The sequence below is a fragment of the Bacillus sp. GbtcB14 genome (assembly GCF_019091205.1).
GTDB classification, from domain to species: Bacteria; Bacillota; Bacilli; order Bacillales; family Bacillaceae_G; genus Bacillus_A; species Bacillus_A cereus_AG.
On record NZ_JAGXJT010000009.1, the window covers coordinates 86,482 to 108,625 of the forward strand.

The window sequence follows — 22,144 nt, forward strand, 5'->3', positions numbered from 1 at the left end:
CTGTGAAAGGGCAGTTTTTTTATTGTATTAAGAGCAACCATGCTCTTCTTTTTTATGAAAATATACTAGACACCCCAACATATAAAACAAAGACAGAACCGAGAAAATAAACAAATGCTTTTTCCTGTTTCTTTATTTCATCAATTCCAAAAAGGATGAATACGAATGACAAAAGTATAGAGATATTTGCAAAGAGGCAAAATATAGCGAGGATGAGGGCAATCGTTGCGAGTATAACTCGTATGTTTTTAAACATATAATCCTTTTTTAAAAGAACATTATAAATGGAATAACAAAAACAATTATAAAAAAACTTAAACCGATGCTAATGACTCTAATTTGCTTTTGCTGTTTTTGAATCGTCTCACTTCCTACTAAAATGCCATATAAACTAAAGAGGAACAAAATGATAGGTGAAAAGATTTGAAAGTTCATTGTAAATGTGCTGTATAAACATAAAATCAAAGTAATAAAAACGATGATGAGTTGTATTTGTCTAATATGCATTTTAGCCTTACTTAGTAGAAAGAAAATAATTATAAATGCTAAATTGATTGGAATTTCATTCTACATGTAGCGAAAGTAGTTAGATATGAGAAAGAAGAATATAAGACTAGAAACGAAAAAAAACGGAATACTCATTGATTTTCGTCCGGATTGCAATTCGTTAATTCCTAGAAGAATAAAGGAACAACTGAGAGAAAATTGTATGTATGGGGTAAATATGAAATTATCAGTAAGAAGAGAATAAGTGCAAAGCGATATAGTGAGAAGTGTGAGAAGTCCTAAAAAAATCCGTAATCCAATTAACATTGTATGACCTCCTTTAAATAGATGATTTACCGGAGTAGTTCTGACAAACTAAGAAATAAAGCACCAGCTCCAGCCAGAAAAGCAAATGTGCCGCTAGATTTTCGGTCTTTTTTTATTTCTTCTAGTCCTATAGTGAAAGCCATCAATCCTAAGAAAATGAACATGTAAGGCATAAGTTCTCTGTTGTTGCTGATAAAACTATAGGCTGCTATAGATAAAGCAATAAGTGATAAAATAATCCGCAGTCCTTTTAGCATGCATGTCCCCCCTTTTATTTTATATAGCTACTGATGAGAACAATCCAACTGAAAGCTCCAGCAGCAATACAAATAAATCCTGTTCCTGAATCTTTTTTCTTTATTTGTTCAATTGCAATGAGAAACATTAAAGCTCCTAATAGAAATTGTGAAAGTGGTAGAAAGTTATTTTGACCTGTATAGAGCCCAATTGCCGACATAATTATCACAGTGAGTGCGATTGCGATGCGAAGTATACGAAGCATACTATGCGTCCTCCTTATTATTTTTTGTATAAGGGTTATCTTCTGGCTTATCAACAGAATGTTTATAAGCGTATCCTTTATTAATCGTCATGACGGAGAGTACTAGTATGACTAGGACGATGATAATACCGATAATTAATATTTTGAACATGGAATCCCTCCTTTTCTTTATTTTACATAATTTTGTAATTGATGAAAACAATAGAAATTAAAAGGATGAAAGAAGGGTGTTACATGGAGCAGAAAAAAACATATTATATATCAATAGGAAACGGTCAAATTTCACAAGTGAAGACGGCAGATACGTATAATTTTGAGATTTCCGCAAGTGATGAGGAAATTACGGAGTTAAGAGAGTACTTTGATCAAGCATATGTAGAGGATTTAGGTTCATTTGTACGTTCTCACGTTCCATTTGTTGAGTATCATCACGATTCAAATAATGACCGATATGATGAACAACTACAAAAAGCATATAAAATGATTTACGATTTAGGAAATCATGAGACGAAAGAATTAGTCGCGCAAATGGGAATAATCAATGGATTGTAATTGGATAATATTATGCAGAAAAGCGAGAATATGCTACAATTTGTGGTAGGAAAAACTTGTAACCATCAATAGGGGAGTAATGGCATGTACAAATTTAAAGATTATTACCACAACACTGTACAATTATCGTTTGAACGTTATCCATTTTCTCCTGAGCCAAAGCATGTTTGGGTTGTATGCCGGTACGGGGATCAATGGTTATTAACGCATCATTTACGTCGCGGTCTTGAATTTCCAGGTGGTAAGGTGGAACTCGGGGAAACACCGGAAGAAGCGGCGGTTCGAGAAGTTCATGAAGAAACCGGCGGCATTGTTTCTGATTTAACTTACTTAGGACAATATAAAGTATCTGGAAAAGACAAAATAATCATTAAAAACATTTATTTTGCAACGATTAGTGCGGTAGAAGCACATACGCATTACGAAGAAACGAAGGGATCTGTGTTATTAACAGACATTCCTGACAACATTAAAACGGATAGAAAATTTAGCTTTATAATGCGCGACGATGTATTAGCGCGTACGATGAAACATATAGAAGAAATCGGCTGTTTTACGAAGTAAAGTAGCCGGTTTCTTTTTTTTGTGTGTAATAATAATGTAAATATATCTTTAAATTTATTTGGGTATATTATACAATTTTGTAAAGATATATTTACATTTTAGGAGGGGGAAGATGGATAAAAGTAAAGAAACGACTGTTACTGTTTCGATGGTTAAGTTAAATATCTATTCATTACTTATAATATTTGCGTTGGCGTTTGGAATCGGTTATTTGCATATATTTCTTTCAGGCGGGGTTCAATTTGACTTTACATTGCCCGTTATGTTTCTTTTGATTATTGGAATGATTGTTCTCATATGTATTCATGAAGCGATACATTTAATAGGATTTCGTTACATCGGAGGCGTTCCATGGAGTGAGCTGAAATGGGGCGTTAATTGGAAATTAGGTGTTGCATATGCTCATTCTAAACAGGCGATTACAGTAAAACAAATGAAGAAAGTATTAATGTTACCGTTTTTACCAACTGGAATTTTTCCAATTGTATTAGGATTAGCTATGAATCTGGAGCCACTCTCATTTTTAGGAATTCTACTAACAGCAGGTTGTATCGGTGACATTGCCTTATATCGAAAAGTTTCAAAGTTTCCAGATGATGCGATAGTGAAAGATCATCCGAGTAAACCGCAGTTTACGGTATATGAATAAGTAAGAAAGAGGAGGTGTTTTGAACAATGCCTCCTTTTTTTCATTGTCACTTTTTGTCGGTAAGTCGATATATTGTAAAAATCGCTGATATAATTTATTAACTATTATTTTGTTTTCATCTCTACCTCTAAAAACGAAAGCACCTCCAACAAATCGTTCACCGTGCGTGAATGTTCAAAGTCACCCCAAAACGAATCTCTCTTCCAAACACCAAGAATTCCTACTCGTTCAGAACCAAGCACATCGTTTTCTGGATGATCTCCAACGTAAAGACACTCTGCGGCCTTAACGTCTAGCTTTTGCAAAGCTCGTTCGAAAATTTCAGGATGTGGTTTTTTTATTCCTTCCGCTTCGGAAACGAGAATTGTATTTGTATACGTATGTATGTTTAGTGCGCGGAGATTGCTCATTTGAAAGTCAGTAAAGCCATTTGTAATAATACCAATTTTAATATTTTGTTGTGTTAAACGTTGAAGTAATTCATGCGTGTTTTGGAAAGGGATACAATGATGTTGAAAATTTGTAATGTAGTCGTGCAGCAGTTGCTCTGGCGTTAAATTGGTAATATTGTATTCGCAAAGGAGAGTAGCATATACTTTATCTTTCCACGTATAGCCATTATTATCGAGTTCAAGAAACCGAGAACAATACTCTGTTTTTTCTATGCTCATTAAGTGAGAGGAAAAACGATTATATTGATCATGAATAAATTGTTCTAGAGATTGGTGCCGATCTAACAATGTTCCATCTAAGTCGAATAAGACTGCTCGAATCATGTGAAACCTCCTTACAGTTTATATAATTAATTATCGCATATTCGTTAAAAAGAGATTATTATATTTTTGTAGAATGGAATAATGGAGGATTGTATGAAGAGACTGTATGACAAGTTAGTAGGGGGTATCGTTGCAATCGGCTTACTAGCAGGATGCGATAGTTCTATGAAGAGTGTGAAAGAAAAAGAAATTTGTAAAACAGAAGAAGAATGCGTGGAAATAGGAGATAAGAAACTACAAAAAGTATATGAAAAAATAGATGGATTATCTGAGCTTGAAGCAGTAGAAGATTATGATATAGAAGAGCATGAAAGTGCGAATATGAAAGAGGCAGAGCAGAAGAAAGACGATGATGAAAGTTATTTCTTTTTAGCTTCTTATTATATTGATGGTGATGAAATTGTAGATCCTTATTTTGAAAAAATAGAACGGAAACGTTTAAATAGAGTATTTGCTGAAGATAAAGAAGCGAAAGAAGAGGTGCTACAACAGCGTCAAGATAGAGGTTATCATGAAGACTTATGGGATATGTATCGTACGCTCATTCCGGCTAAATATCGCGAGAATATAACAGAATTTGATCTAATAACGGATGGTTATGACGGTGTCGTTGCCCACGTTATGCCTAGTATGGAGAATCCGAAAGATTGGGTTCTTAGCTTAGATACGCTTGATTCTGCGGTAAATATCGATGAAGTGATGAAAACATTAATTCATGAGACGGCTCACGTGTTGACGCTCGGGCATAAGCAAATACCAGTAGATGAAAACTATGTAAAGGATTTTGAAGAAGATAAAGATACTACAACGTACCGAAATAAATGTGAAACGCTTTTCTTACAAGAGGGATGTGCGAGGGGAAAATCTTATATCAATCAATTTTATAACTCTTTCTGGAAGCCTATTGAGCAGGAGTGGACAGAAAAGAAAGTGGAAGAAAGTGAAGAAACTCAAATTGAATTTTTTAAAGAAAGGCATGATGAGTTTGTATCACAGTATGGAACGACAAATGTAGCGGAAGATATTGCAGATACGTTTACAGCGTTTATTTTACAAGATTCCAAAAAGGTGAAAGAAGGATCGGAGTTAAAGTATAAAAAAATTGCGTTCTTCTATCAGTTCCCTGAGCTTGTAAAAATGAGGGCGGAAGTGTTGACGGGATTATATGATGTTTCGAAAACGATAGAACAACAAAGTGGACACTAATGCAAGTTATATATATTAGCCAAGAAAACGTAAAGAATTTTAGTTCTTTGCGTTTTTTTTGTTGATAAAATTGAAAATTCTGTCTTTTTATAAAAAGAAGAAGGAACTGAGGCTTTAAAAGAGAATTAGTATAAAAATGTCACAAATTAGACACAATTATAAAGCGCATATTGTAGGGACTATAAGTTTACTCTCAAGGAGGTAATGAAACGTATGAAAACGATTCTTGCGGTTGCTGGTCTCATTTGGGTAATGTCTCACGGTTTTCCGATTTTTGAAGGAGAGCAAATTCGTAGTGCATTAAATAAAAAGTATGATGATTATCATGTAATAGATCGAAAAGAAAATGTCGTTACAGTACGTGTGAAAGATTGTTTCCATACAGTTACGGTTGCGAATGGTAACGTGACAAATGAAACAAAGCTGTGTGATAAAAAGTAAAGAAAGAAGCTGACTATAGTCTATCGCCCTAAGTCAGCTTCTTTTTCGTTTTCCAATTAGCAGTTTTTCGAATGCCTCAACAAACACATACATAAGTGTTGCGAGGACACAGGTGAGTAGTACGCTCAGTAAGACGAGCGTGAAATTAAATACTTGGAATCCGTAGCTAATTAAGTAACCAAGACCTTGCTTAGAGACGAGAAGTTCACCGAATATAACACCGACCCATGATAAACCAACGTTCACTTTTAACGTTGAAATAATTGCTGGGAAGGATGCAGGGAGAACTACTTGCTTATAGCATTGCCATTTATTTGCGCCAAATGTGTCCATTACTTTTATATAGTTAGAATCGACTTCTTGAAATGCGCTGTAAATAACGAGAATGGTAATGATGATGGAAATGATTACCCCCATTGCAATCGACGAAGAAATATTTGGACCGAAAATTACAATGATAATAGGTCCAAGTGCCACTTTTGGCATGGCGTTTAGGACGACGAGATAGGGGTCGAGCACGCGAGCGAGAAGTGGCATCCACCAAAGAAAAGTAGCGATAATAGCGCCGAGCACTGTTCCAAGAATGAAGCCTACTCCTGTTTCAAGTAATGTCGTCCATATGTGAACCAAAAGCGAACCGTCAATCCATTTACTAAGGAAGAGATCCCAAATGCTTGAAGGAGAGCTAAAGAGTAAAGGATCAATCCACTCTTTTTTGCTAGCTATTTCCCATAGTGAAAAGAAAAGAATGAGCAGTAAAAGCTGCAGTGAGCGTGCTAACCATGCACGCTTGCGTTCTTTTTTCTGAAACTGTTCATGTAGTTGCTTTATATTATCCAAGTCGCTCCAGCTCCTTCCATATATCTTGGAAGAGGGATGGGAAGTCATGGTGGTGGCGTGATTCTAACGGTGATAAGGAACGGATGCTTTCTGGGACGATAAATGTTTTTGCAATTTTTCCAGGATTCGCTTGTAGTAAATAAATACGATCACTCATCGCAATGGCTTCTTCAATATCATGTGTCACGAGTAGTGAAGTTTTCTTATATTTGCGTAGTAAGCTGAAAACGAGATCTTCTAGTTTCAACTTCGTTTGATAATCGAGCGCAGAGAAAGGTTCATCTAGCAACAAAATTTTCGGATCGGTCGCTAACGTTCGAACGAGAGCGGCACGTTGACGCATACCGCCTGACAGTTCACGAGGGTATTGCTCTTCTACATCATGTAGACCGACTTGTTTTAAAAGTTGTAAAGTATGTTCTTTCGTCTGTTCATTGTAAATTTTTCGGGTGTGAAGTCCAAGCATAATATTCTCTTCAATTGTTTTCCAAGGGAACAAGTAATCTTGCTGCAACATGTACCCCATAGATGAAGTTTTCGTTGTAATGGGCTCACCATCTAAAAAGACGATGCCTTCAATTGGATCAAGCAGCCCAGCAATAATGGAGAGGAGTGTTGTTTTGCCGCAACCACTTGGACCGAGTATAGAAATAAATTCGCCTTCTTCCACTTGTAAACTCATGTCTTCGAGAATCAATTTAGCCTTCTCTTTTGCGAAAAAGCAGTGAGAAACGTTACGTATTTGTAAAAAGCTCATACACTTCGCCTCTATTTCTTAATAACGCTTTCGGCAATTTTTGTATTGACGAGCGCTTCATGTGGAACTTCTTTTTGTAATTCGCCAGCTTCTTTCATAATCGTTTGGAGCTGTTTCCATTCTTCAGCATCTAATAGCGGATTTGTCGCATAAGAATGTTGCTTTTTATAACGTTCAATTACTTTTACTGTAATGTCCTTTGAAGTGTCTTTAAATAACGGAGAAACGGCATCAGCAATCTCTTCTGGACTATGTGTATCAACCCATTGTTGTGCTTTATAGAGTGCACGTGTGAATTTTTCAGCAGCATCTTTATCTTTCTTTAAGAAGCTTTCTTTTGCCATGAACGTTGTATACGGAACAGTTCCAGATTCATTTCCGAACGAAGCGACGATAAACCCTTTTCCTTCTTTTTCGAATATACTTGCAGTCGGTTCAAAGAGCTGTACAAATTCCCCAGTACCAGATGCAAAGGCACTTGCAATGTTAGCAAATTCGATGTTTTGAATTAAGTTTGTATCTTTGTGAGGGTCAATGCCATTTTTCTTTAAAACGTATTCTCCAACCATTTGCGGCATGCCGCCTTTACGCTGTCCTAAAAACGTAACACCTTTTACGTCATTCCAATTAAAAGAGTCTAATTTTTTACGTGAAATTAAAAATGTTCCGTCTGTTTGTGTAAGTTGTGCGAAGTTAATGACAGGGTCTTTGGCACCTTGTTGATGAACATAAATAGACGTTTCAGAACCAACGAGAGCAATATCAATTCCGCCAGATAATAGGGCGGTCATCGTTTTATCTCCGCCAGCTGTTGTTTGGAGGTCAATATTTAATCCTTCATCTTTAAAAAATCCTTTTTCAATCCCGACATATAACGGGGCGTAGAAGAGAGAATGGGTAACTTCGCCGATGCGAATGTTTTGCGTTTGTTCTTTCGTACCTTCCTTTTTACTACTGCAAGCAGCAAATGTGAAAACAGCTAGTAACATGATGCAAAAAACAGCTATAAATTTTTTCACTATATGACACCTCCTAGAAGTCACTCTACAAGCATGATATGTAGGTAAGTGCCCATATGTGAGTGTAGATAGCAGGAATTTTTTGGGTGATAAAGAAGTACAAATATAAGGGGTGATAAAATGGATTACGAATATGATGATAGCGTACATTTACATCTTGATTATTTCGGAACAGAATGTGATATGGAATCGATTGCTTATAAGCGGAAGAATGAAGACGTGTGGGATGTGTATTTTAATTTTCGAGCATATGGTCTTCAGAAAGATGAGATCGAGACAGGTAGATTTATGGATGAATATGCTGGTTATTACGTTTTTTCTGTACATGCTCGTGATCTTAGCTGGGAATTTGGAAGTGCTCAATTTGAAGAGTGGGTTTTGAGAAATCAAATAGTAGAAAAATCGCTGCAAAAATAGGGAGGAATTTTGTGGTCGATTTTCTCATTTTCTTGTTCATTTTCGTAGTTGGATTTTTTATTATGCAAGTACTCGTTTATCGATTTGCAAAGAAAAACATTCAAAAATATACAAAAATAAAATGGGTTCATATGTGGTTAGAGATGAATATGAAAAAGGGCCCGAGATTAGATCTTTTTGATTTTGTAGTTATCGTACTTGTATGTATTATATGGAAAGTATGGATGTATTCTCTTATATAATACATATGCTCATGTCTGTTAAAATGAAGGAGAACCTGTCAGTGTTGGTAGGTTCTTTTCTTATGGTAATAATTTTGTGAAGTATAGTTCATTTATGCTGTTAGAATATAGAGCGAAGAAGGTTTATCCCGTTCAATCTTAAATGGCACGGATTCATTAAAGTTTCATTGTATTTTTAAGGGGAAATTAAGGATACATGTGTATATTAAAAGCACATAGGGAGACTAGCTGCATACAAATATGGTATTTTGTATAGGACAATATGTTTGTGGATGCGAGACGAAGGGGTAAAGGAAAGAGGGAATAAATTGCGTTTTGATTTTTTAACACAACAACGAAGAAGAGATGAATTTTATCTTAGTTTTTCTCCTCAGGAGTCGAGGAAGAACCTATTAATTTCTATCATTCTTAGTGGAATGTGGGCGATTTGTTTAGAAACGCTGTTTTTTGTTATGTTAAGATCTTTCGAATTCGAGAGAACTAAAGAGTTTTTTAATGGGAAAATACAGCTAAGTATACTCATTATCGTTTTGTGGAGTGTACTACTATACATCATTCATTTAAATAAAGGCATCAGTCATAAGCTTAGGCCGGCCATTCAAGCTTACGTCTTATTATTTTTAATTGCTCATACAATGAATTGGATGTATATCATGATACAGGAGAATATGAGCCTTGTATTAGTTAATAACTGGGTTTACCAGCGATACGGACAGTATATATTAAGCTTATTATTTATTTATATGATATATGTTTTTGTGTACAGTTTGCTCGGGCGAATTTTTTTGAGTGTCACGATAACAAGTTTGGTGCTAACTATCTTTGGGATTGTGAACCATTTTAAACTTATTTTTAGAGGAGATCCATTCTATCCGTCTGATTTCACACAGATTACTCAAATGCAGTCCGTTATACCAATGGTTATGGACTATTTTAGTTGGTGGACTATATTTTTGGGGATATTCGGGATTACTCTGCTTGTATATTTAGTTATGTATATACGAAAGCATATTCCAGTTATAAAGCCTAATATAATTACGAGAATTATTTTAATATGTGGCTCTACGTTTATGGTGTATGCATATAGTAATTATCCTAATACATTTATGAGTAATGTATTGCAAAAATATGGGGTAACCTTCGTGGCTTGGAATCAAAATGTAAACTATAGTGATAATGGTTTTGTTTTGGGATTTGTCAGTAACTTGGACACAACTGTTATTGAGAAGCCAGAAAAATATTCAAAAGAAACTATGCTACAAATTTCAAATGATATAAAGAAACAATATGGAAACGATGTAGGAAAAAAAGAGAAGAGCGAGAAGCCAAATATTATATTTTTCATGAGTGAAGCTTTTTGGGATCCAACAAAGCTAATGAATCTTTCATTTAGCGAAGATCCGGTGCCGAATTTACATCACTATATTGAGAATTTTCCGGGTGGACAAACAGTATCTCCTGTATTCGGGGGAAACACAGCGAATACAGAATTTGAAGCGTTAACGAGCTATTCAATGAGCTTTTTAAAGCAAGGTTCTATACCATATCAACAAGCGGTGACAGGACAGAGAGAAATTCCGTCTATCGCAAGTGAATTGAAAAAACATGGATATTATACGAATGCAATTCATGCTTATGGAAGATCATTTTATAAGCGGGATGATGTATATAATGTTTTAGGCATTGATAATTTTAACGCAGAAGATACAATGAAAAACATAGAGGTAGATGGAGATTATATTAGCGATGTATCTATTAGTAAAGAGATAATAGAGGAATTGAATAAGAGACAGCAACCTACGTTTATTCATGCAGTTACGATGCAAAATCATTTTCCATTCAATCCAGGACGATTTGAAGAGAAGCAAATAGAAATTAGCGGATTAACAGAAGAGGGATCGAAAGCAGAATTAGAAACATATACTGAGGGTGTACGTCGTTCTGATGAGGCTCTAAAATATTTAGTAGAACAAATTCAAGAGCTAGAAAGGCCTACTATATTGGTTTTCTTTGGAGATCACTTACCAATATTAGGGGTAAATAAAGCTATCTATGAAGAAGCTGGATATATAGAGAATGAAGAAACTCTAAATGAAAGATTAGCTATGTCAGAAACGCCATTGTTAATGTATGCAAATTTCGATTTGCCAAATGACAATTTAGGTTTAGTAAGTCCAATTTATTTTTCTAATCTTGTCTTGGATTATGCAGGGATAAATAAATCACCGTTTTATCAATTTTTATCGGAAATGCATAAAGAAATACCAGTCCTTAAAGATGAGTTAAAGGTTAATAAAGATGGAGAAGAGATAACAGATTTAACAAAGAAACAAAAAGAAATGTTAGAGCAATATAAAATGATCCAATATGATTTACTTGCTGGAAAGCAGTATAGTAAAGATATACTTTTTAAATAGAAAAACAAAAAGAACTTGTATAACGATACAAGTTCTTTTTTTATAGTATTTAACGGGGTAACCAGACAAGCTGGGTTTAGGGAGTATTACCTGTACATGTAGTATAAATGAAAATGTAATCGTTTTATTAATTGATTTGTGAGAAATATGTGAATTTTAATCATTTTAAAATTGCGTTCCTATCGAAATGGTTTGGCATAGATTTTTATGAATGCAAAAACTTTATAAGTTCTGCATTTAATTCATCCGCTTGATCGATTGGAGAGCCGTGACCGCTATTGGTAAGAGGATGTAACTGAGAATTTTTAATCCGCTTTTGCGTGAGTTCAGCACTTTTGTAAGGGATCAGTTGATCGTGAACACCGTGGAATATTTTTGTTGGGACGTTAATTTTACTTAAATCTTTCGTTACATCTTCATTTGCGGCAGCTTGCAATATTTTGATGAGAGCGTAGGAAGCAGACTGCATACCGAGATAAGAAAACCATTCTAACGTAGCAGATCCTAAGTTTCTATTAAAAAATGATAAAGATACATCATTTAAAAATTTTGGCATATTGGCATACATTTGATTAATGAGGGTATCTGCTTGTTCTTTTGGGACACCGTAGGGAGATTCTTGATTTTTGACGAAAGAGGGGGAAACAGCATCGACTAATACAAGTTTAGAAATGCGCTGACCATTGTAGCGAGACATGTAACGAATAGAAAGAGCGCCACCTACTGAAAAACCGACTAATGTAGCATTTTCTACTTGAAGTGCTTCTAGGACAATGGCGATATCGTCTGCTAAACGATCGTATGTGTAACCAGTCCATGGTTTATCAGATTGTCCGTTTCCGCGTATATCCATAGCGATACAGCGGAAACCGTGCTGTGGTAACACATTGAGTTGATATTGGTACATTTGATGATTTAAAGGCCAGCCATGGACGAAGAACACGGTTTTACTACCGGGTCCGGGGTTAACGTCTTGCACAAAAATATGCACATCTTTCTCGACAGTAACAAACATAAATTATCCCCCTAACTTATTCATATGCTCTATCCCAAAAGCGTTGTTTCGTCATAGCTTTAATAAATTCATTCGCCAGGAGCGTAGGGCTCTGTTCTACTAAGACACCAGGTTTTCCTTGAATATTTAAAGATTGAATAACAGTAGATCCATTTTGGAAGGCACCAATTGGCTTAAAGTGATTATATGATTCTACGACAAATGAACTCGCTTTATTAAGAAACTGTTCATCAAGATTTCCTCCAATAAGAAGTAGACCGTCATAAAGAAGTGGAGATCCTGTTAAAAAAGTATCATTCACGTCCCAACGTACATTTTGCGTTCCTTGCACAATACCTAATCGTTCGGAAACAATGACCGGCTGCAGCCCAACTTGTTTGAATTGATTTATTATATATTGCGCGTTTTGTCCGTCATATCCATTTGCAACAATGATACCTACTCGTAATGTATTAGGACTAAATGTCGTATTGGCCATACTGAGTGCTGGCGATGATTCCGTAACGCTGGATTCTTGAATATTTGGGACTTTTGCTCCGACCGCTTCAGCGACTAACGTAGCTAATTCAGTACTAATATGTGCAATCATATTTACGACTTGTTGGCGTACCGATTTACTGTTTACTTTTCCTAATTCAAAGGAGAAGGCTTGCATAATATGAACCTTTTCGACGTTACTCATACTATTCCAAAATAAACGTGCTTGAGAAAAATGGTCTTTGAAACTGGCAGCTGTCTCTCTCGTTTTATGACCTGATACAGTAGAAGGATATGTAACAAACCCACCCTTTGTACCGGGGACAGTGTAAGGAGTGTTATTTGCTAAGGAATTATTATGGTAAGCAATTTTTCCTTTATCGATTATATATTTAGATGCACCATCTCTTTGATTGTTATGAAATGGGCATATCGGACGGTTAATCGGTAATTCTTGATAATTTGTACCGACGCGTGCCAATTGAGTGTCTGTATAAGAAAAGAGCCTACCTTGTAAGAGCGGATCATTTGTAAAATCAATACCACGGACGATACTTCCAGGATGAAGTGCGACTTGTTCCGTTTCCGCGAATACATTATCGACATTGCGATTTAATGTCATTTTTCCGATGATTTTAACGGGAAAATCTTCTTCAGGCCAAATTTTCGTCGCATCTAATATATCGAAATCGTATTTGAATTCATCTTCTTCTTCTAAAATTTGAATGCCAAGTTCGTACTCAGGATAGTTTCCAGCATTAATATTTTCCCATAAATCACGGCGATGGTAATCTGGATCGGCGCCGCCTAATTTTTGAGCTTCATCCCAAATTAATGAGTGAATGCCGAGCTTCGGCTTCCAGTGAAATTTTACGAATCGTGACTTTCCGTTCTTATTCACTAAGCGGAATGTATGAACGCCAAATCCTTGCATCATTCGAAAACTTCTTGGAATGGCACGATCAGACATAATCCACATCATCATCGCTGCTGATTCTTGGTTATTGGCGATGAAGTCCCAAAATGTATCATGTGCTGTTTGTCCCTGCGGAATCTCATTATGCGGCTCAGGTTTAAGGGCGTGAATAAGATCAGGGAATTTAATGCCATCTTGAATGAAAAAAATAGGAATATTGTTTCCTACTAAATCAAAATTTCCTTCTTCTGTATAAAATTTAACGGCGAATCCTCGTACATCTCGATTTGTTTCATTCGCCCCTTTTGATCCAGCTACTTCAGAGAAGCGAACGAAAAGGGGTGTTTTTTTTGAAGGGTCTTGTAAAAAGTGGGCCATTGTTAGCTCTTCTAAAGATTCATATAGCTCGAACGTACCATGTGCACCGTATCCACGTGCGTGAACGACTCTTTCAGGAATTCGTTCACGGTCAAAATGAGCAAGCTTTTCTCGCATCAGGAAATCTTCTAGAAGGGTAGGACCACGATCACCAGCGGTTAAAGTATTTTCATCATTTGAAATTGTAACACCTGTATTTGTCGTCATTCTCTTTCCTTCATTCTCACGGGTGAAGGATTCCAGTTGTTCTGTTTTTTTATTTTTTTTACCGTCCATATAAAACACCTCCCATAATATACGTATTATTGTTTATAGCTTTTATGCTTATATATAGTCTGAAGATGCTTCGCTTTATTGGGATGATTTTCCTCAAATGTTCGATTTATCTTTGTTTGTCTATGAAAATCATTTATTATAATAAATGGTATTCTTCGAGATATTATTTTGAAGGGGTGTTGAAGTGAAAGAAAGTTTTCTATCATATAAAGAAGAAGAAAGGAACGCAAAAATTTTTTTATGGGTGCTGTATGTCATTGTTGTTTCATACCAAATTTTCTATGCAATCGTATTGGAGAATAAATCACTAACGGATAAGGGAAATAGTATACTATGGCAAGTTATTTTCGGAATAGCAATACTAGGTGTGAATGTATATTTAATAAAAAAAGAGAAAGTGCCCCTTGTTAAATATGCATGTGTATTTGCATATATGGGAATAGAAATTATTAATATACTATCGTATATGCTTTATAATGAGGCGGCATTTGATGGGGTAAATATAATAGAAATTATTCTCATCTTCTTTGTACCTATATTTTTAAATAAAAAATATTTTGCGTTTGTACTTTCGACTATTGTAGGAAAATATGTGATTTATTTATTTGTATTACAGGAAGTAAAGGGGTTTATGTTCCTCATTATGTATACACTTGTATTAATAGCGGCATACATCATTTTAAATCGATTTATACAATACCTTTCAGCGGTAAAGGAAAGTATTAAGATTGCTAGTGAATCACAAAAATTAGCAGTAATCGGAAAAATGGCAGCGACAGTAGGACATGAAATTAAAAATCCACTTGCTTCATTAAAAGGGTTTACGCAATTACAACGAGAGAAGCATGGGGAGGACCCTATTTACAAACAGATGATCTTTGAAATAGAAAATATGAATAATATGATAAGTGAGTTGATGGAAGTTGCTACATGTAAACCTTCTATTTATAAAAAACATAATATAGGAGGAATTGCATTACAAGCAATAACAATTCTTCGCGAAAAAATGAATGAATCTAGCGTCCAGCTTATTTCTAATGTGGAAGAAAAGATGATAGAAGTTGAATGTGATGAGCGGAAAATAAGAGGAGTCTTGCTATATGTCATAAAAAATGCTCTGGAGGCAATGGAGCAAGGTGGCACATTAGAGTTACGGTTAGAAAATAAAGGACAAGATTATGTAATACTAAGTGTAATCGATAATGGTTACGGTATTAAGAAAGAAAATTTGGCTCGTGTTACAGAGGCCTTTTATACAACGAAACAAGATAAAATTGGTTTGGGACTTACGGTAGCGAATCGGCTTGTTACCGAGCAGCATCTTGGTGAATTACATATTTCAAGTGAAAGAGATATTGGAACTAGAATAGATATCATGCTCCCGAAGCAGCATGGAAATAATGAAATCCAAGTGGGAGAAAAGCTAGGAGTTACCATATGAATAAAAACGATATATTTAAAAATGAAGAAATGAAGGCGCTGAAAATATTTTTAAGTCTATTTTTTACTATATTTTTTGTATACGATCTGGCCTACGAATTTATTGTACCTTTAATAGGAGGAGAGCAAGAAGGAGTAGGAGAATTTGAAGATGGTTTAGGCTTATGGCTTTATTTTCTGATGGTGATTTTGTTTTGTATTGGAGTATACTTCATGAAATGGAATAATCCATTTGCAGTAAAGTATATTATTCTAATTGGATATAACTTATTAGATTTTATCCATAATTTTATGATTTACTATGGTAGTGATGCTGAGTTTGATGGTGGGAATATAGTAGAAGGATTTTTTATTTTATTTGCCCCACTCTTTGTGAACAAAAGATATTTTTGGTTAGTTACCGGCATACTTGTTGGAAAGTATGCTCTTATAGGAATCATGATTCAATCGTCACTCGTTTTAATCCCAATGGCATTATATAGCGTATTTACTATCATATGTTGGATTATGTTTTTGAGATTTCAGTCTTATGTTCGCACGCTTGAGATGATGGATAAAGAAATAGAACAAACAGAAAAACTAGCAACTGTTGGGAAAATGGCAACAGTTATTGGCTACAAAATTAGAGGGCCTCTAGCGAATTTAGATAAATTTGTGAATAAGCAAGCGAATAAATATCCTGAGGATAAAATATATAGTGATATTATGAAACAAGAAGTAGAACGAATTCATACAATCGCTACAGAACTTAGTGGATTTGAAAAATCTAAATCACTAGAATCAGAAATTCATAATATAGAAGAAATTATCGCCTATGTTATTAGAGTTATGGGGAAGCCTGCTTTAAAGCAAGGAGTGCACATACAAGGTATTTATAGTAAAGATATACCATCGATTACATGCGATGAAAAACGATTAAAACAAGTATTTTTTAATTTAATTAAAAATGCGATTGAAGCAATGTCAGTTGGCGGAACGATTACGATTAAAGTGACTGTAGAAGATGCAATCATTGTTCAAGTTAAGGATGAGGGTTGCGGTATTCCAAAAGACAAAATTCCGAAGCTAAATGAAGCTTTTTACACAACGAAAGAAACGGGAACAGGTTTAGGTTTAGTAGTTACAGAAAAAATTATTAAAGACCACAACGGTAAAATGAGTTTTGAAAGTGAAGTTGGGGTTGGAACAACTGTAAAGATTGTATTGCCGATGTAATGAAAAAATATTGAAAAAAGGAGATCGCTTATTCGAGAGTGATCTCCTTTTTGTGAATAAAAATTCGACAGTGTTTACACTATTGGCACAGTATATATAATCGAAAGTTAAAATATGGATATTTTTACAATGATAGTATATAATGAGCTTGTCTGTTATTTGTTGACCTGAATTACGGGTCTTTTTTTGTAAAATGAATTGTTTTTATTGTGGATTATATGTCAGTTACTAGAAAAATAGAATATACGGCACTTTCAGTAATGTCAGGATTAATATAAAGCGATATCGCATCTCCCCTCGAAACTGGGTTTCCGGTTGTAGTGCTAGTCCAAGTTACAGTAGCGGGGCCTATCGCTGGGGTAGGATTATACACTTGAATTTGTCCAGAGCCAGTATCCGTAGGCTTAATCGAAAATGTTATAGTTCCTGTAATTTTGTCAGTAGTAGTGAAAGTGATAGTAGATAGGGTGTAACTAGAGGTAGGAGCAGTGAGGTTTGTGGGGACATTTCTGCAAATATCAATCGTATAAACAGCAGCAGATAAGTTATTTACATTTATAGATGCAGCAAAGCCAACTATACTACCGGCTCCAGCAGTGACATATGGAATAACATTAGAGTCGATTCCTGGAGAACCCGCTATACGCTGAAACCCACCATTCTTTCCTTGAAACACAATACTTTTCGCTGATGCACTACCTGCAGTTCCAGTAGGTCCAGTGATGCCAGTGGGTCCGGTGATGCCGGTAGGTCCAGTGATGCCAGAAGGTCCAGTGATACCGGTAGGTCCAGTGATGCCAGAAGGTCCAGTGTTTCCAGAAGGTCCAGTGATACCGGTAGGCCCAGTGATGCCAGTGGGTCCGGTGATGCCAGTGTGTCCAGTGATGCCAGTGGGTCCAGTGCTACCAGAAGGTCCAGTGATGCCAGAAGGTCCAGTGCTACCGGTAGGTCCGGTGATACCAGAAGGTCCAGCGTTTCCAGTAGATCCGGTGCTACCAGAAGGTCCAGTGCTACCAGTGGGTCCAGTGATGCCGGAAGGTCCAGTGATGCCGGAAGGTCCGGTGATGCCAGAAGGTCCAGTGTTTCCAGTAGATCCGGTAATACCGGTAGGGCCAGTGCTACCAGAAGGTCCAGTGATGCCAGTGGGTCCAGTGATACCAGAAGGCCCAGTGATGCCAGAAGGTCCAGCGTTTCCAGTAGATCCGGTGCTACCAGAAGGTCCGGTGATGCCAGTGGGTCCGGTGATGCCAGTGGGTCCAGTGCTACCAGAAGGTCCAGTGATGCCGGAAGGTCCGGTGATGCCAGTGTTTCCAGTGATGCCGGAAGGTCCGGTGATGCCAGAAGGTCCAGTGATGCCAGAAGGTCCAGTGTTTCCAGTAGATCCGGTGCTACCAGAAGGTCCAGTGTTTCCAGTAGATCCAGTGATACCGGAAGGTCCAGTGATGCCAGTGGGTCCAGTGCTCCCCGTGGGTCCACTTTCTACTAATACAATATAATCTGGAGATACATTAGGAAATCCTTGAGGTGCATCTTTTTTTACAACATAGCCGCTGCTCGTATAAGTGACAACTTGTCCTGTTTTATAGTTGGGAGCGGCTGCTAGACTAAAGGCGGTAGTACTTTGTAAGCCAGCTCCGGAAGGTCCAGTACTACCGGTAGCCCCAGAAGGTCCAGTGATACCAGAAGGCCCAGTGTTTCCAGTAGGCCCAGTGCTACCAGAAGGCCCAGTGTTTCCAGTAGGCCCAGTACTACCAGTAGGCCCAGTGCTACCAGAAGGCCCAGTGTTTCCAGTAGAACCACTGTTACGTCTGCCGTCGCAACTAAAACAATTACGTGGGTACATGTACGTTCTCCTTTCTATATTTTGAAAATCTAGTTTTAAAAATAGAACTACTATATGTATATTATAAGTTCTATATTTTTGTGTGGTCGATTGTATTGTGTGTCTAGATTTCAAAAATAGCGAGAGGTAAATTGAAGCGTTTTAGAGCCAACGTTTCTCCTGTGGAAGCAAAATAAAATCCATAACAAAATTTACTGTAAAACAATGATATGTTTTTAAAGTGCTTCTTATTTTTTCATAGCAAAATAAGAAGCGGTTAGGAAACAAGTAAAGCCTAAAATCCAACCAATAGAAGGAGAATAAGGAAGTATATGTTGTAATACCATTCCACTAGAAATAAAAAAGCTACCGAGTAGGCCTAAGAAGATGGGGTATCGAAGTAATTTGAACATACGTGATACAACCTCCTTTATTACATATATTGTATATTAGTCGTAATTTTCTGTATATATTTTTCGAGAAAAATGGTGGTACAATATATGAATGATACGAGAGAGGATGAACATTAACATATGTACGTTACTGTAACAGAAGCAGCATATAAAAAGATTATGGATAAGATTCCAAATGAAGCAAAATATATAAAGTTATTTTACGATAATGAAGGTTGCGGTTGTGTAATGAGCGGAATTATCGATTTAGTAGCTGTAGCAGAAAAAGATGAGCGCGATGTTGATATCGAATCCAGCACAATGAATTTTATTGCTGATCGTACAAAGCTTGTATTTATGGATGATAAGTTGACGGTCGATTGGAATGAAGGTGGAGGAACTTTTCAACTGAAGAGCCCGAGTCAATTTTATAATCCGAATATGAAGTTACACGTTCGAGTGTAGTAGAGGAAAGGTGGTTCCAAAGTGTGTTTTGGAACCACCTTTTTTTATTGTATAAGTCGCTATTATTGTCGTTTTTTGTTGATAAGTCGATATATTTAAAAAATCGCTGATATAAGTTCGTGTAACAAAAGCAAAGTTCTCCATACAATAAAAAGATTTTTTCACATAATGAAATGTACATATGATTGAATTTTCTGTATAATTTTATTTGCGGAGGGGATACGCATGAGAAGATGGGGGATTGAGTTATTAATCTTAACAGTCGTTATTATTTGGGGGATTAATTTTACGATTGCGAAATATGGACTTTTAGAATTTACAGCAATTGAGTTTACGGCACTTCGGATGATATCAGCGGCACCGCTTATGTTACTCCTTACATTTTTTATTGAAAAGTCGGTTTATATGGAGCGAAAGGATATACCTAGATTAATCATCGTTAGCGTTGTAGGTATTGTACTGTATCAAACGTTATTTATGGAAACTGTCAAATATACATCCGCTACAAATGCCTCTTTACTCATTTCTATTTCACCTATTTTTACAACTGTATTTGCTATTTTTTTGAAACAAGAAAAATTTTCTTCTCGAAAGCTCATCGGTTCTATAATTGCCTTTGGTGGTGCTGCATTAGTTTTAGTAGCAGGGCGTTCGCTTGCTAGTTCTTTTTATGGTAATGGAATTGGACTTATTACATCAATATGCTGGGGGCTTTATCCAGTTTTAGCAGGTCCATTAATTAAAAAATATTCAGCACTACGTGTTACCGCATGGTCAGCATTAGTTGGCGCGATTCCGCTTTTATTGTTAAGTGGACCACATGTATTTATAATGCCATTTCAGATTACACACGGAATGACACTATTCGCTTTACTATATTCCATTTTCTTTGTAACAGTATTTGGTTTAGTGATGTGGTATGTTGGTATTCAAAAAATTGGCGCGTCACATACGATGGTATATATGTATATAACGCCACTTGTAGCTGTTTTATTTGCAGCTGTATGGGCAAATGAATATGTATCATTTCAACAAATAATCGGTGGCATTATTATTTTCTTCGGTCTATGGTTTGTGAAATCGGAGAAAGTAAAAGTGCATTCTACTGCGGGGGAACCTATATCAAAATAGGAAAACAGATCACTTATGATCTGCTTTCCTATTTTTTTATTTTTGGTAAGAAGACGAGAAATAAGATAGCAGTAACAAGTGGAATTAAGTTTAAAAATGGAATACGGAAGAGTGTGATAAGAATAATACCTGGAAGAAGAACACCGAGGACAGCGTAGAAAATACTATGATTTTTCGTGTACCAATATAACGAAAGTCCGATAAGTGCAGGGACAATGAGGTGAATGAGAGCCATTAAAAAATAAATCATTAGACGCCCCCTTTATTTGTGTAGTTATTACATCATATCCGTATGTTCATAGATTGATATCATTTTTTTCATAAATGGACGAAAAATGTTTGGAAAAACGTCACAAATTATAAGAATATGATGTTCGAAATCTTGTATAATATTATTTCCTGAAAACATTCAAACAACATAAACATTGTGTTTATGTTGTTTTTAATTTGAGTGAAGAGAATTTTAAGTCGTATGAACTCAAAAGAAATGAGTTATACAGCTTTTGTTGGATAGATAAAAATTACTGAAGAGGGGTACAGCATGATTAGTATGTCATTAAGATCGTTTAAAATTCAATCGTATTATTTACTAGGTTTTCTTTTACTAGGGTGGATGTTAACTCCGTTTTCAGCTCATTTCCTAGGCGCTGGAATTGGACTTATCGTAAGTATGTATTGTGTTTGGCTTTTAGGAAGACGAATTGAGAAGCTTGGGGATAGTATCGTAAAGAAAACGAAAGCACCGACGCTCGGTATGTTTAATCGTTTTGCAGCTGCTATTTTGGGTGCTATTATTATGTACGAAATTGAGCACCATATGGTAATGTGGGCATTTGCAGTAGGGATTCTGGGTGGCTATTTCTTAATCGTTGTGAATTTAGGTTACTATAGTATGAAAGATGAGGAAGAATTAACGAAGAGCTAAAAAGATAAAAAAACTCTTTTAGATGGAATAGAGGATCCAGCGACGTATAGAAGCGGTCAGGGCCTATTTAGCCCCATGCGGTGTGAAACCAGAGGGATGTAATGAGTAGGGATATAATTTATATGTTCGAAGCCGTGATTTGTATATATGAAAATTTGGTTATTTAAATTGAAAATTGGCTTACTCTGGAATAAGGGATACGGCGGATAGTACAACAGGAAGCGAAACTTTGCATAAAATACAGGTTTCTGCTTCCACTAAGTTAACATGAAATCACGTATTAGTATGACTTTTTGGTTCTTTAAAAAAGTTAGATACAATACAACAAACTATTCCGGTAATTAGAATAATGTATTTTATCGTTTCACTTGTATGCTCAAAGAAATTAACGTTAAGCATCACAAGTCCCCAAAACATTTGAATGGCTCCATAACTGAATAATATTTTTCCTGTACGAGAAAAATTGTTCATAGCCCTCTTCCTTTCCTATATATGTA

The 22,144-nt window shown here is 36.0% G+C and carries 30 protein-coding genes; 15 read left to right on the top strand and 15 right to left on the bottom strand.

Annotated elements, in window-relative coordinates; genetic code table 11:
* Positions 1–52: 52 nt before the first annotated feature.
* The 5 genes from KVT31_RS22875 to ytzI form a co-directional block, all read right to left on the bottom strand.
* Positions 53–256, bottom strand: a complete 204-nt coding sequence (locus tag KVT31_RS22875; RefSeq protein ID WP_088098118.1) for a DUF3953 domain-containing protein — start codon at positions 254–256, stop codon at positions 53–55.
* An 11-nt stretch (positions 257–267) separates the two neighbouring features.
* Positions 268–507 (bottom strand): hypothetical protein, encoded by a 240-nt coding sequence (locus KVT31_RS30740; protein ID WP_088098117.1) that lies wholly within the window; start codon positions 505–507, stop codon positions 268–270.
* A gap of 332 nt (positions 508–839) precedes the next feature.
* Positions 840–1,070 carry a YczI family protein gene (locus tag KVT31_RS22880; RefSeq protein WP_088098115.1) on the bottom strand — a complete coding sequence of 77 codons (231 nt, stop codon included), beginning with the start codon at positions 1,068–1,070 and terminating at the stop codon, positions 840–842.
* A 14-nt stretch (positions 1,071–1,084) separates the two neighbouring features.
* Positions 1,085–1,315: a DUF3953 domain-containing protein gene (locus KVT31_RS22885; RefSeq protein ID WP_088098114.1), complete on the bottom strand. Its 231-nt coding sequence runs from the start codon at positions 1,313–1,315 to the stop codon at positions 1,085–1,087.
* A 1-nt stretch (position 1,316) separates the two neighbouring features.
* The gene (gene ytzI / locus KVT31_RS22890) at positions 1,317–1,466 is read right to left on the bottom strand and encodes a YtzI protein (RefSeq protein ID WP_140392574.1); all 150 of its coding nucleotides are present in this window, start codon (positions 1,464–1,466) and stop codon (positions 1,317–1,319) included.
* Positions 1,467–1,549: 83 nt separating this feature from the next.
* Here ytzI and KVT31_RS22895 point away from each other — a divergent pair, with 83 nt between their 5' ends.
* The 3 genes from KVT31_RS22895 (at position 1,550) to KVT31_RS22905 (ending at position 3,080) form a co-directional block, all read left to right on the top strand.
* Positions 1,550–1,867, top strand: a complete 318-nt coding sequence (locus KVT31_RS22895) for a hypothetical protein (protein WP_000435821.1) — start codon at positions 1,550–1,552, stop codon at positions 1,865–1,867.
* Positions 1,868–1,951: 84 nt separating this feature from the next.
* Positions 1,952–2,431, top strand: a complete 480-nt coding sequence (gene mutTA, locus KVT31_RS22900) for an antimutator 8-oxo-(dGTP/GTP)ase (protein WP_000276383.1) — start codon at positions 1,952–1,954, stop codon at positions 2,429–2,431.
* Between the two features lie 112 nt (positions 2,432–2,543).
* Positions 2,544–3,080, top strand: a complete 537-nt coding sequence (locus KVT31_RS22905; protein ID WP_088098112.1) for a DUF3267 domain-containing protein — start codon at positions 2,544–2,546, stop codon at positions 3,078–3,080.
* Between the two features lie 104 nt (positions 3,081–3,184).
* Here the strand turns inward: KVT31_RS22905 and KVT31_RS22910 are convergent, their stop codons facing one another.
* A complete protein-coding gene (locus KVT31_RS22910) occupies positions 3,185–3,856 on the bottom strand; it encodes an HAD family hydrolase (RefSeq protein WP_088098111.1) in 672 nt (223 codons plus the stop codon).
* An 81-nt stretch (positions 3,857–3,937) separates the two neighbouring features.
* Here KVT31_RS22910 and KVT31_RS22915 point away from each other — a divergent pair, with 81 nt between their 5' ends.
* Positions 3,938–5,062, top strand: coding sequence for a recombinase family protein (locus KVT31_RS22915; RefSeq protein WP_140392573.1), 1,125 nt, complete (start codon positions 3,938–3,940; stop codon positions 5,060–5,062).
* A 213-nt stretch (positions 5,063–5,275) separates the two neighbouring features.
* Positions 5,276–5,503, top strand: coding sequence for a hypothetical protein (locus KVT31_RS22920; protein ID WP_088098109.1), 228 nt, complete (start codon positions 5,276–5,278; stop codon positions 5,501–5,503).
* A gap of 33 nt (positions 5,504–5,536) precedes the next feature.
* On the opposite strand, the gene KVT31_RS22925 is transcribed toward KVT31_RS22920, so the two are convergent.
* From KVT31_RS22925 to KVT31_RS22935, 3 genes are read right to left on the bottom strand one after another with little or no spacing between them, the layout of a single operon-like run.
* Positions 5,537–6,343 (bottom strand): ABC transporter permease, encoded by an 807-nt coding sequence (locus tag KVT31_RS22925; protein WP_000368763.1) that lies wholly within the window; start codon positions 6,341–6,343, stop codon positions 5,537–5,539.
* Positions 6,336–7,100: an ABC transporter ATP-binding protein gene (locus tag KVT31_RS22930; RefSeq protein ID WP_088098108.1), complete on the bottom strand. Its 765-nt coding sequence runs from the start codon at positions 7,098–7,100 to the stop codon at positions 6,336–6,338. The genes KVT31_RS22925 and KVT31_RS22930 overlap by 8 nt, the downstream gene beginning before the upstream one ends.
* A gap of 11 nt (positions 7,101–7,111) precedes the next feature.
* Positions 7,112–8,119 (bottom strand): ABC transporter substrate-binding protein, encoded by a 1,008-nt coding sequence (locus KVT31_RS22935; RefSeq protein WP_140392572.1) that lies wholly within the window; start codon positions 8,117–8,119, stop codon positions 7,112–7,114.
* 120 nt (positions 8,120–8,239) lie between these two features.
* Here KVT31_RS22935 and KVT31_RS22940 point away from each other — a divergent pair, with 120 nt between their 5' ends.
* The 3 genes from KVT31_RS22940 (at position 8,240) to KVT31_RS22950 (ending at position 11,195) form a co-directional block, all read left to right on the top strand.
* Positions 8,240–8,536 carry a DUF3986 family protein gene (locus KVT31_RS22940; protein WP_088098107.1) on the top strand — a complete coding sequence of 99 codons (297 nt, stop codon included), beginning with the start codon at positions 8,240–8,242 and terminating at the stop codon, positions 8,534–8,536.
* Positions 8,537–8,547: 11 nt separating this feature from the next.
* Entirely contained in the window at positions 8,548–8,778 is a 231-nt protein-coding gene (locus tag KVT31_RS22945) for a hypothetical protein (protein WP_088098106.1), read from the top strand.
* A 272-nt stretch (positions 8,779–9,050) separates the two neighbouring features.
* Positions 9,051–11,195 (top strand): LTA synthase family protein, encoded by a 2,145-nt coding sequence (locus KVT31_RS22950; RefSeq protein ID WP_140392582.1) that lies wholly within the window; start codon positions 9,051–9,053, stop codon positions 11,193–11,195.
* Positions 11,196–11,400: 205 nt separating this feature from the next.
* Here KVT31_RS22950 and KVT31_RS22955 read toward each other — a convergent pair whose 3' ends face one another.
* Positions 11,401–12,210 (bottom strand): alpha/beta fold hydrolase, encoded by an 810-nt coding sequence (locus KVT31_RS22955; protein ID WP_088098104.1) that lies wholly within the window; start codon positions 12,208–12,210, stop codon positions 11,401–11,403.
* 16 nt (positions 12,211–12,226) lie between these two features.
* Complete coding sequence (locus KVT31_RS22960; RefSeq protein ID WP_088098103.1) at positions 12,227–14,257, bottom strand: catalase; 2,031 nt, start codon at positions 14,255–14,257, stop codon at positions 12,227–12,229.
* A 184-nt stretch (positions 14,258–14,441) separates the two neighbouring features.
* Here KVT31_RS22960 and KVT31_RS22965 point away from each other — a divergent pair, with 184 nt between their 5' ends.
* Entirely contained in the window at positions 14,442–15,698 is a 1,257-nt protein-coding gene (locus tag KVT31_RS22965) for an ATP-binding protein (protein ID WP_088098102.1), read from the top strand.
* The gene (locus KVT31_RS22970) at positions 15,695–16,912 is read left to right on the top strand and encodes an ATP-binding protein (RefSeq protein ID WP_088098101.1); all 1,218 of its coding nucleotides are present in this window, start codon (positions 15,695–15,697) and stop codon (positions 16,910–16,912) included. The genes KVT31_RS22965 and KVT31_RS22970 overlap by 4 nt, the downstream gene beginning before the upstream one ends.
* Before the next feature lie 214 nt (positions 16,913–17,126).
* On the opposite strand, the gene KVT31_RS31030 is transcribed toward KVT31_RS22970, so the two are convergent.
* The gene (locus KVT31_RS31030) at positions 17,127–17,588 is read right to left on the bottom strand and encodes a hypothetical protein (RefSeq protein WP_472974583.1); all 462 of its coding nucleotides are present in this window, start codon (positions 17,586–17,588) and stop codon (positions 17,127–17,129) included.
* A 46-nt stretch (positions 17,589–17,634) separates the two neighbouring features.
* On the opposite strand from KVT31_RS31030, the gene KVT31_RS31035 reads away from it, so the two are divergent.
* Complete coding sequence (locus tag KVT31_RS31035) at positions 17,635–18,408, top strand: collagen-like domain-containing protein (protein ID WP_483297954.1); 774 nt, start codon at positions 17,635–17,637, stop codon at positions 18,406–18,408.
* 90 nt (positions 18,409–18,498) lie between these two features.
* Entirely contained in the window at positions 18,499–18,780 is a 282-nt protein-coding gene (locus KVT31_RS30745) for a hypothetical protein (RefSeq protein WP_249276724.1), read from the top strand.
* A 202-nt stretch (positions 18,781–18,982) separates the two neighbouring features.
* Here the strand turns inward: KVT31_RS30745 and KVT31_RS22980 are convergent, their stop codons facing one another.
* Positions 18,983–19,147 carry a hypothetical protein gene (locus KVT31_RS22980; protein ID WP_088098099.1) on the bottom strand — a complete coding sequence of 55 codons (165 nt, stop codon included), beginning with the start codon at positions 19,145–19,147 and terminating at the stop codon, positions 18,983–18,985.
* A gap of 120 nt (positions 19,148–19,267) precedes the next feature.
* On the opposite strand from KVT31_RS22980, the gene KVT31_RS22985 reads away from it, so the two are divergent.
* Both KVT31_RS22985 and KVT31_RS22990 read left to right on the top strand, forming a co-directional pair.
* Positions 19,268–19,591 carry an iron-sulfur cluster biosynthesis family protein gene (locus tag KVT31_RS22985; RefSeq protein ID WP_088098098.1) on the top strand — a complete coding sequence of 108 codons (324 nt, stop codon included), beginning with the start codon at positions 19,268–19,270 and terminating at the stop codon, positions 19,589–19,591.
* 225 nt (positions 19,592–19,816) lie between these two features.
* On the top strand, positions 19,817–20,722 hold the full coding sequence (locus tag KVT31_RS22990) for a DMT family transporter (RefSeq protein ID WP_088098097.1): 906 nt from the start codon (positions 19,817–19,819) through the stop codon (positions 20,720–20,722).
* A 28-nt stretch (positions 20,723–20,750) separates the two neighbouring features.
* Here KVT31_RS22990 and KVT31_RS22995 read toward each other — a convergent pair whose 3' ends face one another.
* Positions 20,751–20,972: a hypothetical protein gene (locus KVT31_RS22995; RefSeq protein WP_088098096.1), complete on the bottom strand. Its 222-nt coding sequence runs from the start codon at positions 20,970–20,972 to the stop codon at positions 20,751–20,753.
* Positions 20,973–21,263: 291 nt separating this feature from the next.
* Between KVT31_RS22995 and KVT31_RS23000 the strand changes: the two genes are divergently transcribed.
* Positions 21,264–21,647, top strand: coding sequence for an ATP synthase subunit I (locus tag KVT31_RS23000; protein WP_000624932.1), 384 nt, complete (start codon positions 21,264–21,266; stop codon positions 21,645–21,647).
* 273 nt (positions 21,648–21,920) lie between these two features.
* Here the strand turns inward: KVT31_RS23000 and KVT31_RS23005 are convergent, their stop codons facing one another.
* Positions 21,921–22,118 carry a hypothetical protein gene (locus tag KVT31_RS23005; protein WP_088098095.1) on the bottom strand — a complete coding sequence of 66 codons (198 nt, stop codon included), beginning with the start codon at positions 22,116–22,118 and terminating at the stop codon, positions 21,921–21,923.
* Positions 22,119–22,144 lie beyond the last annotated feature (26 nt).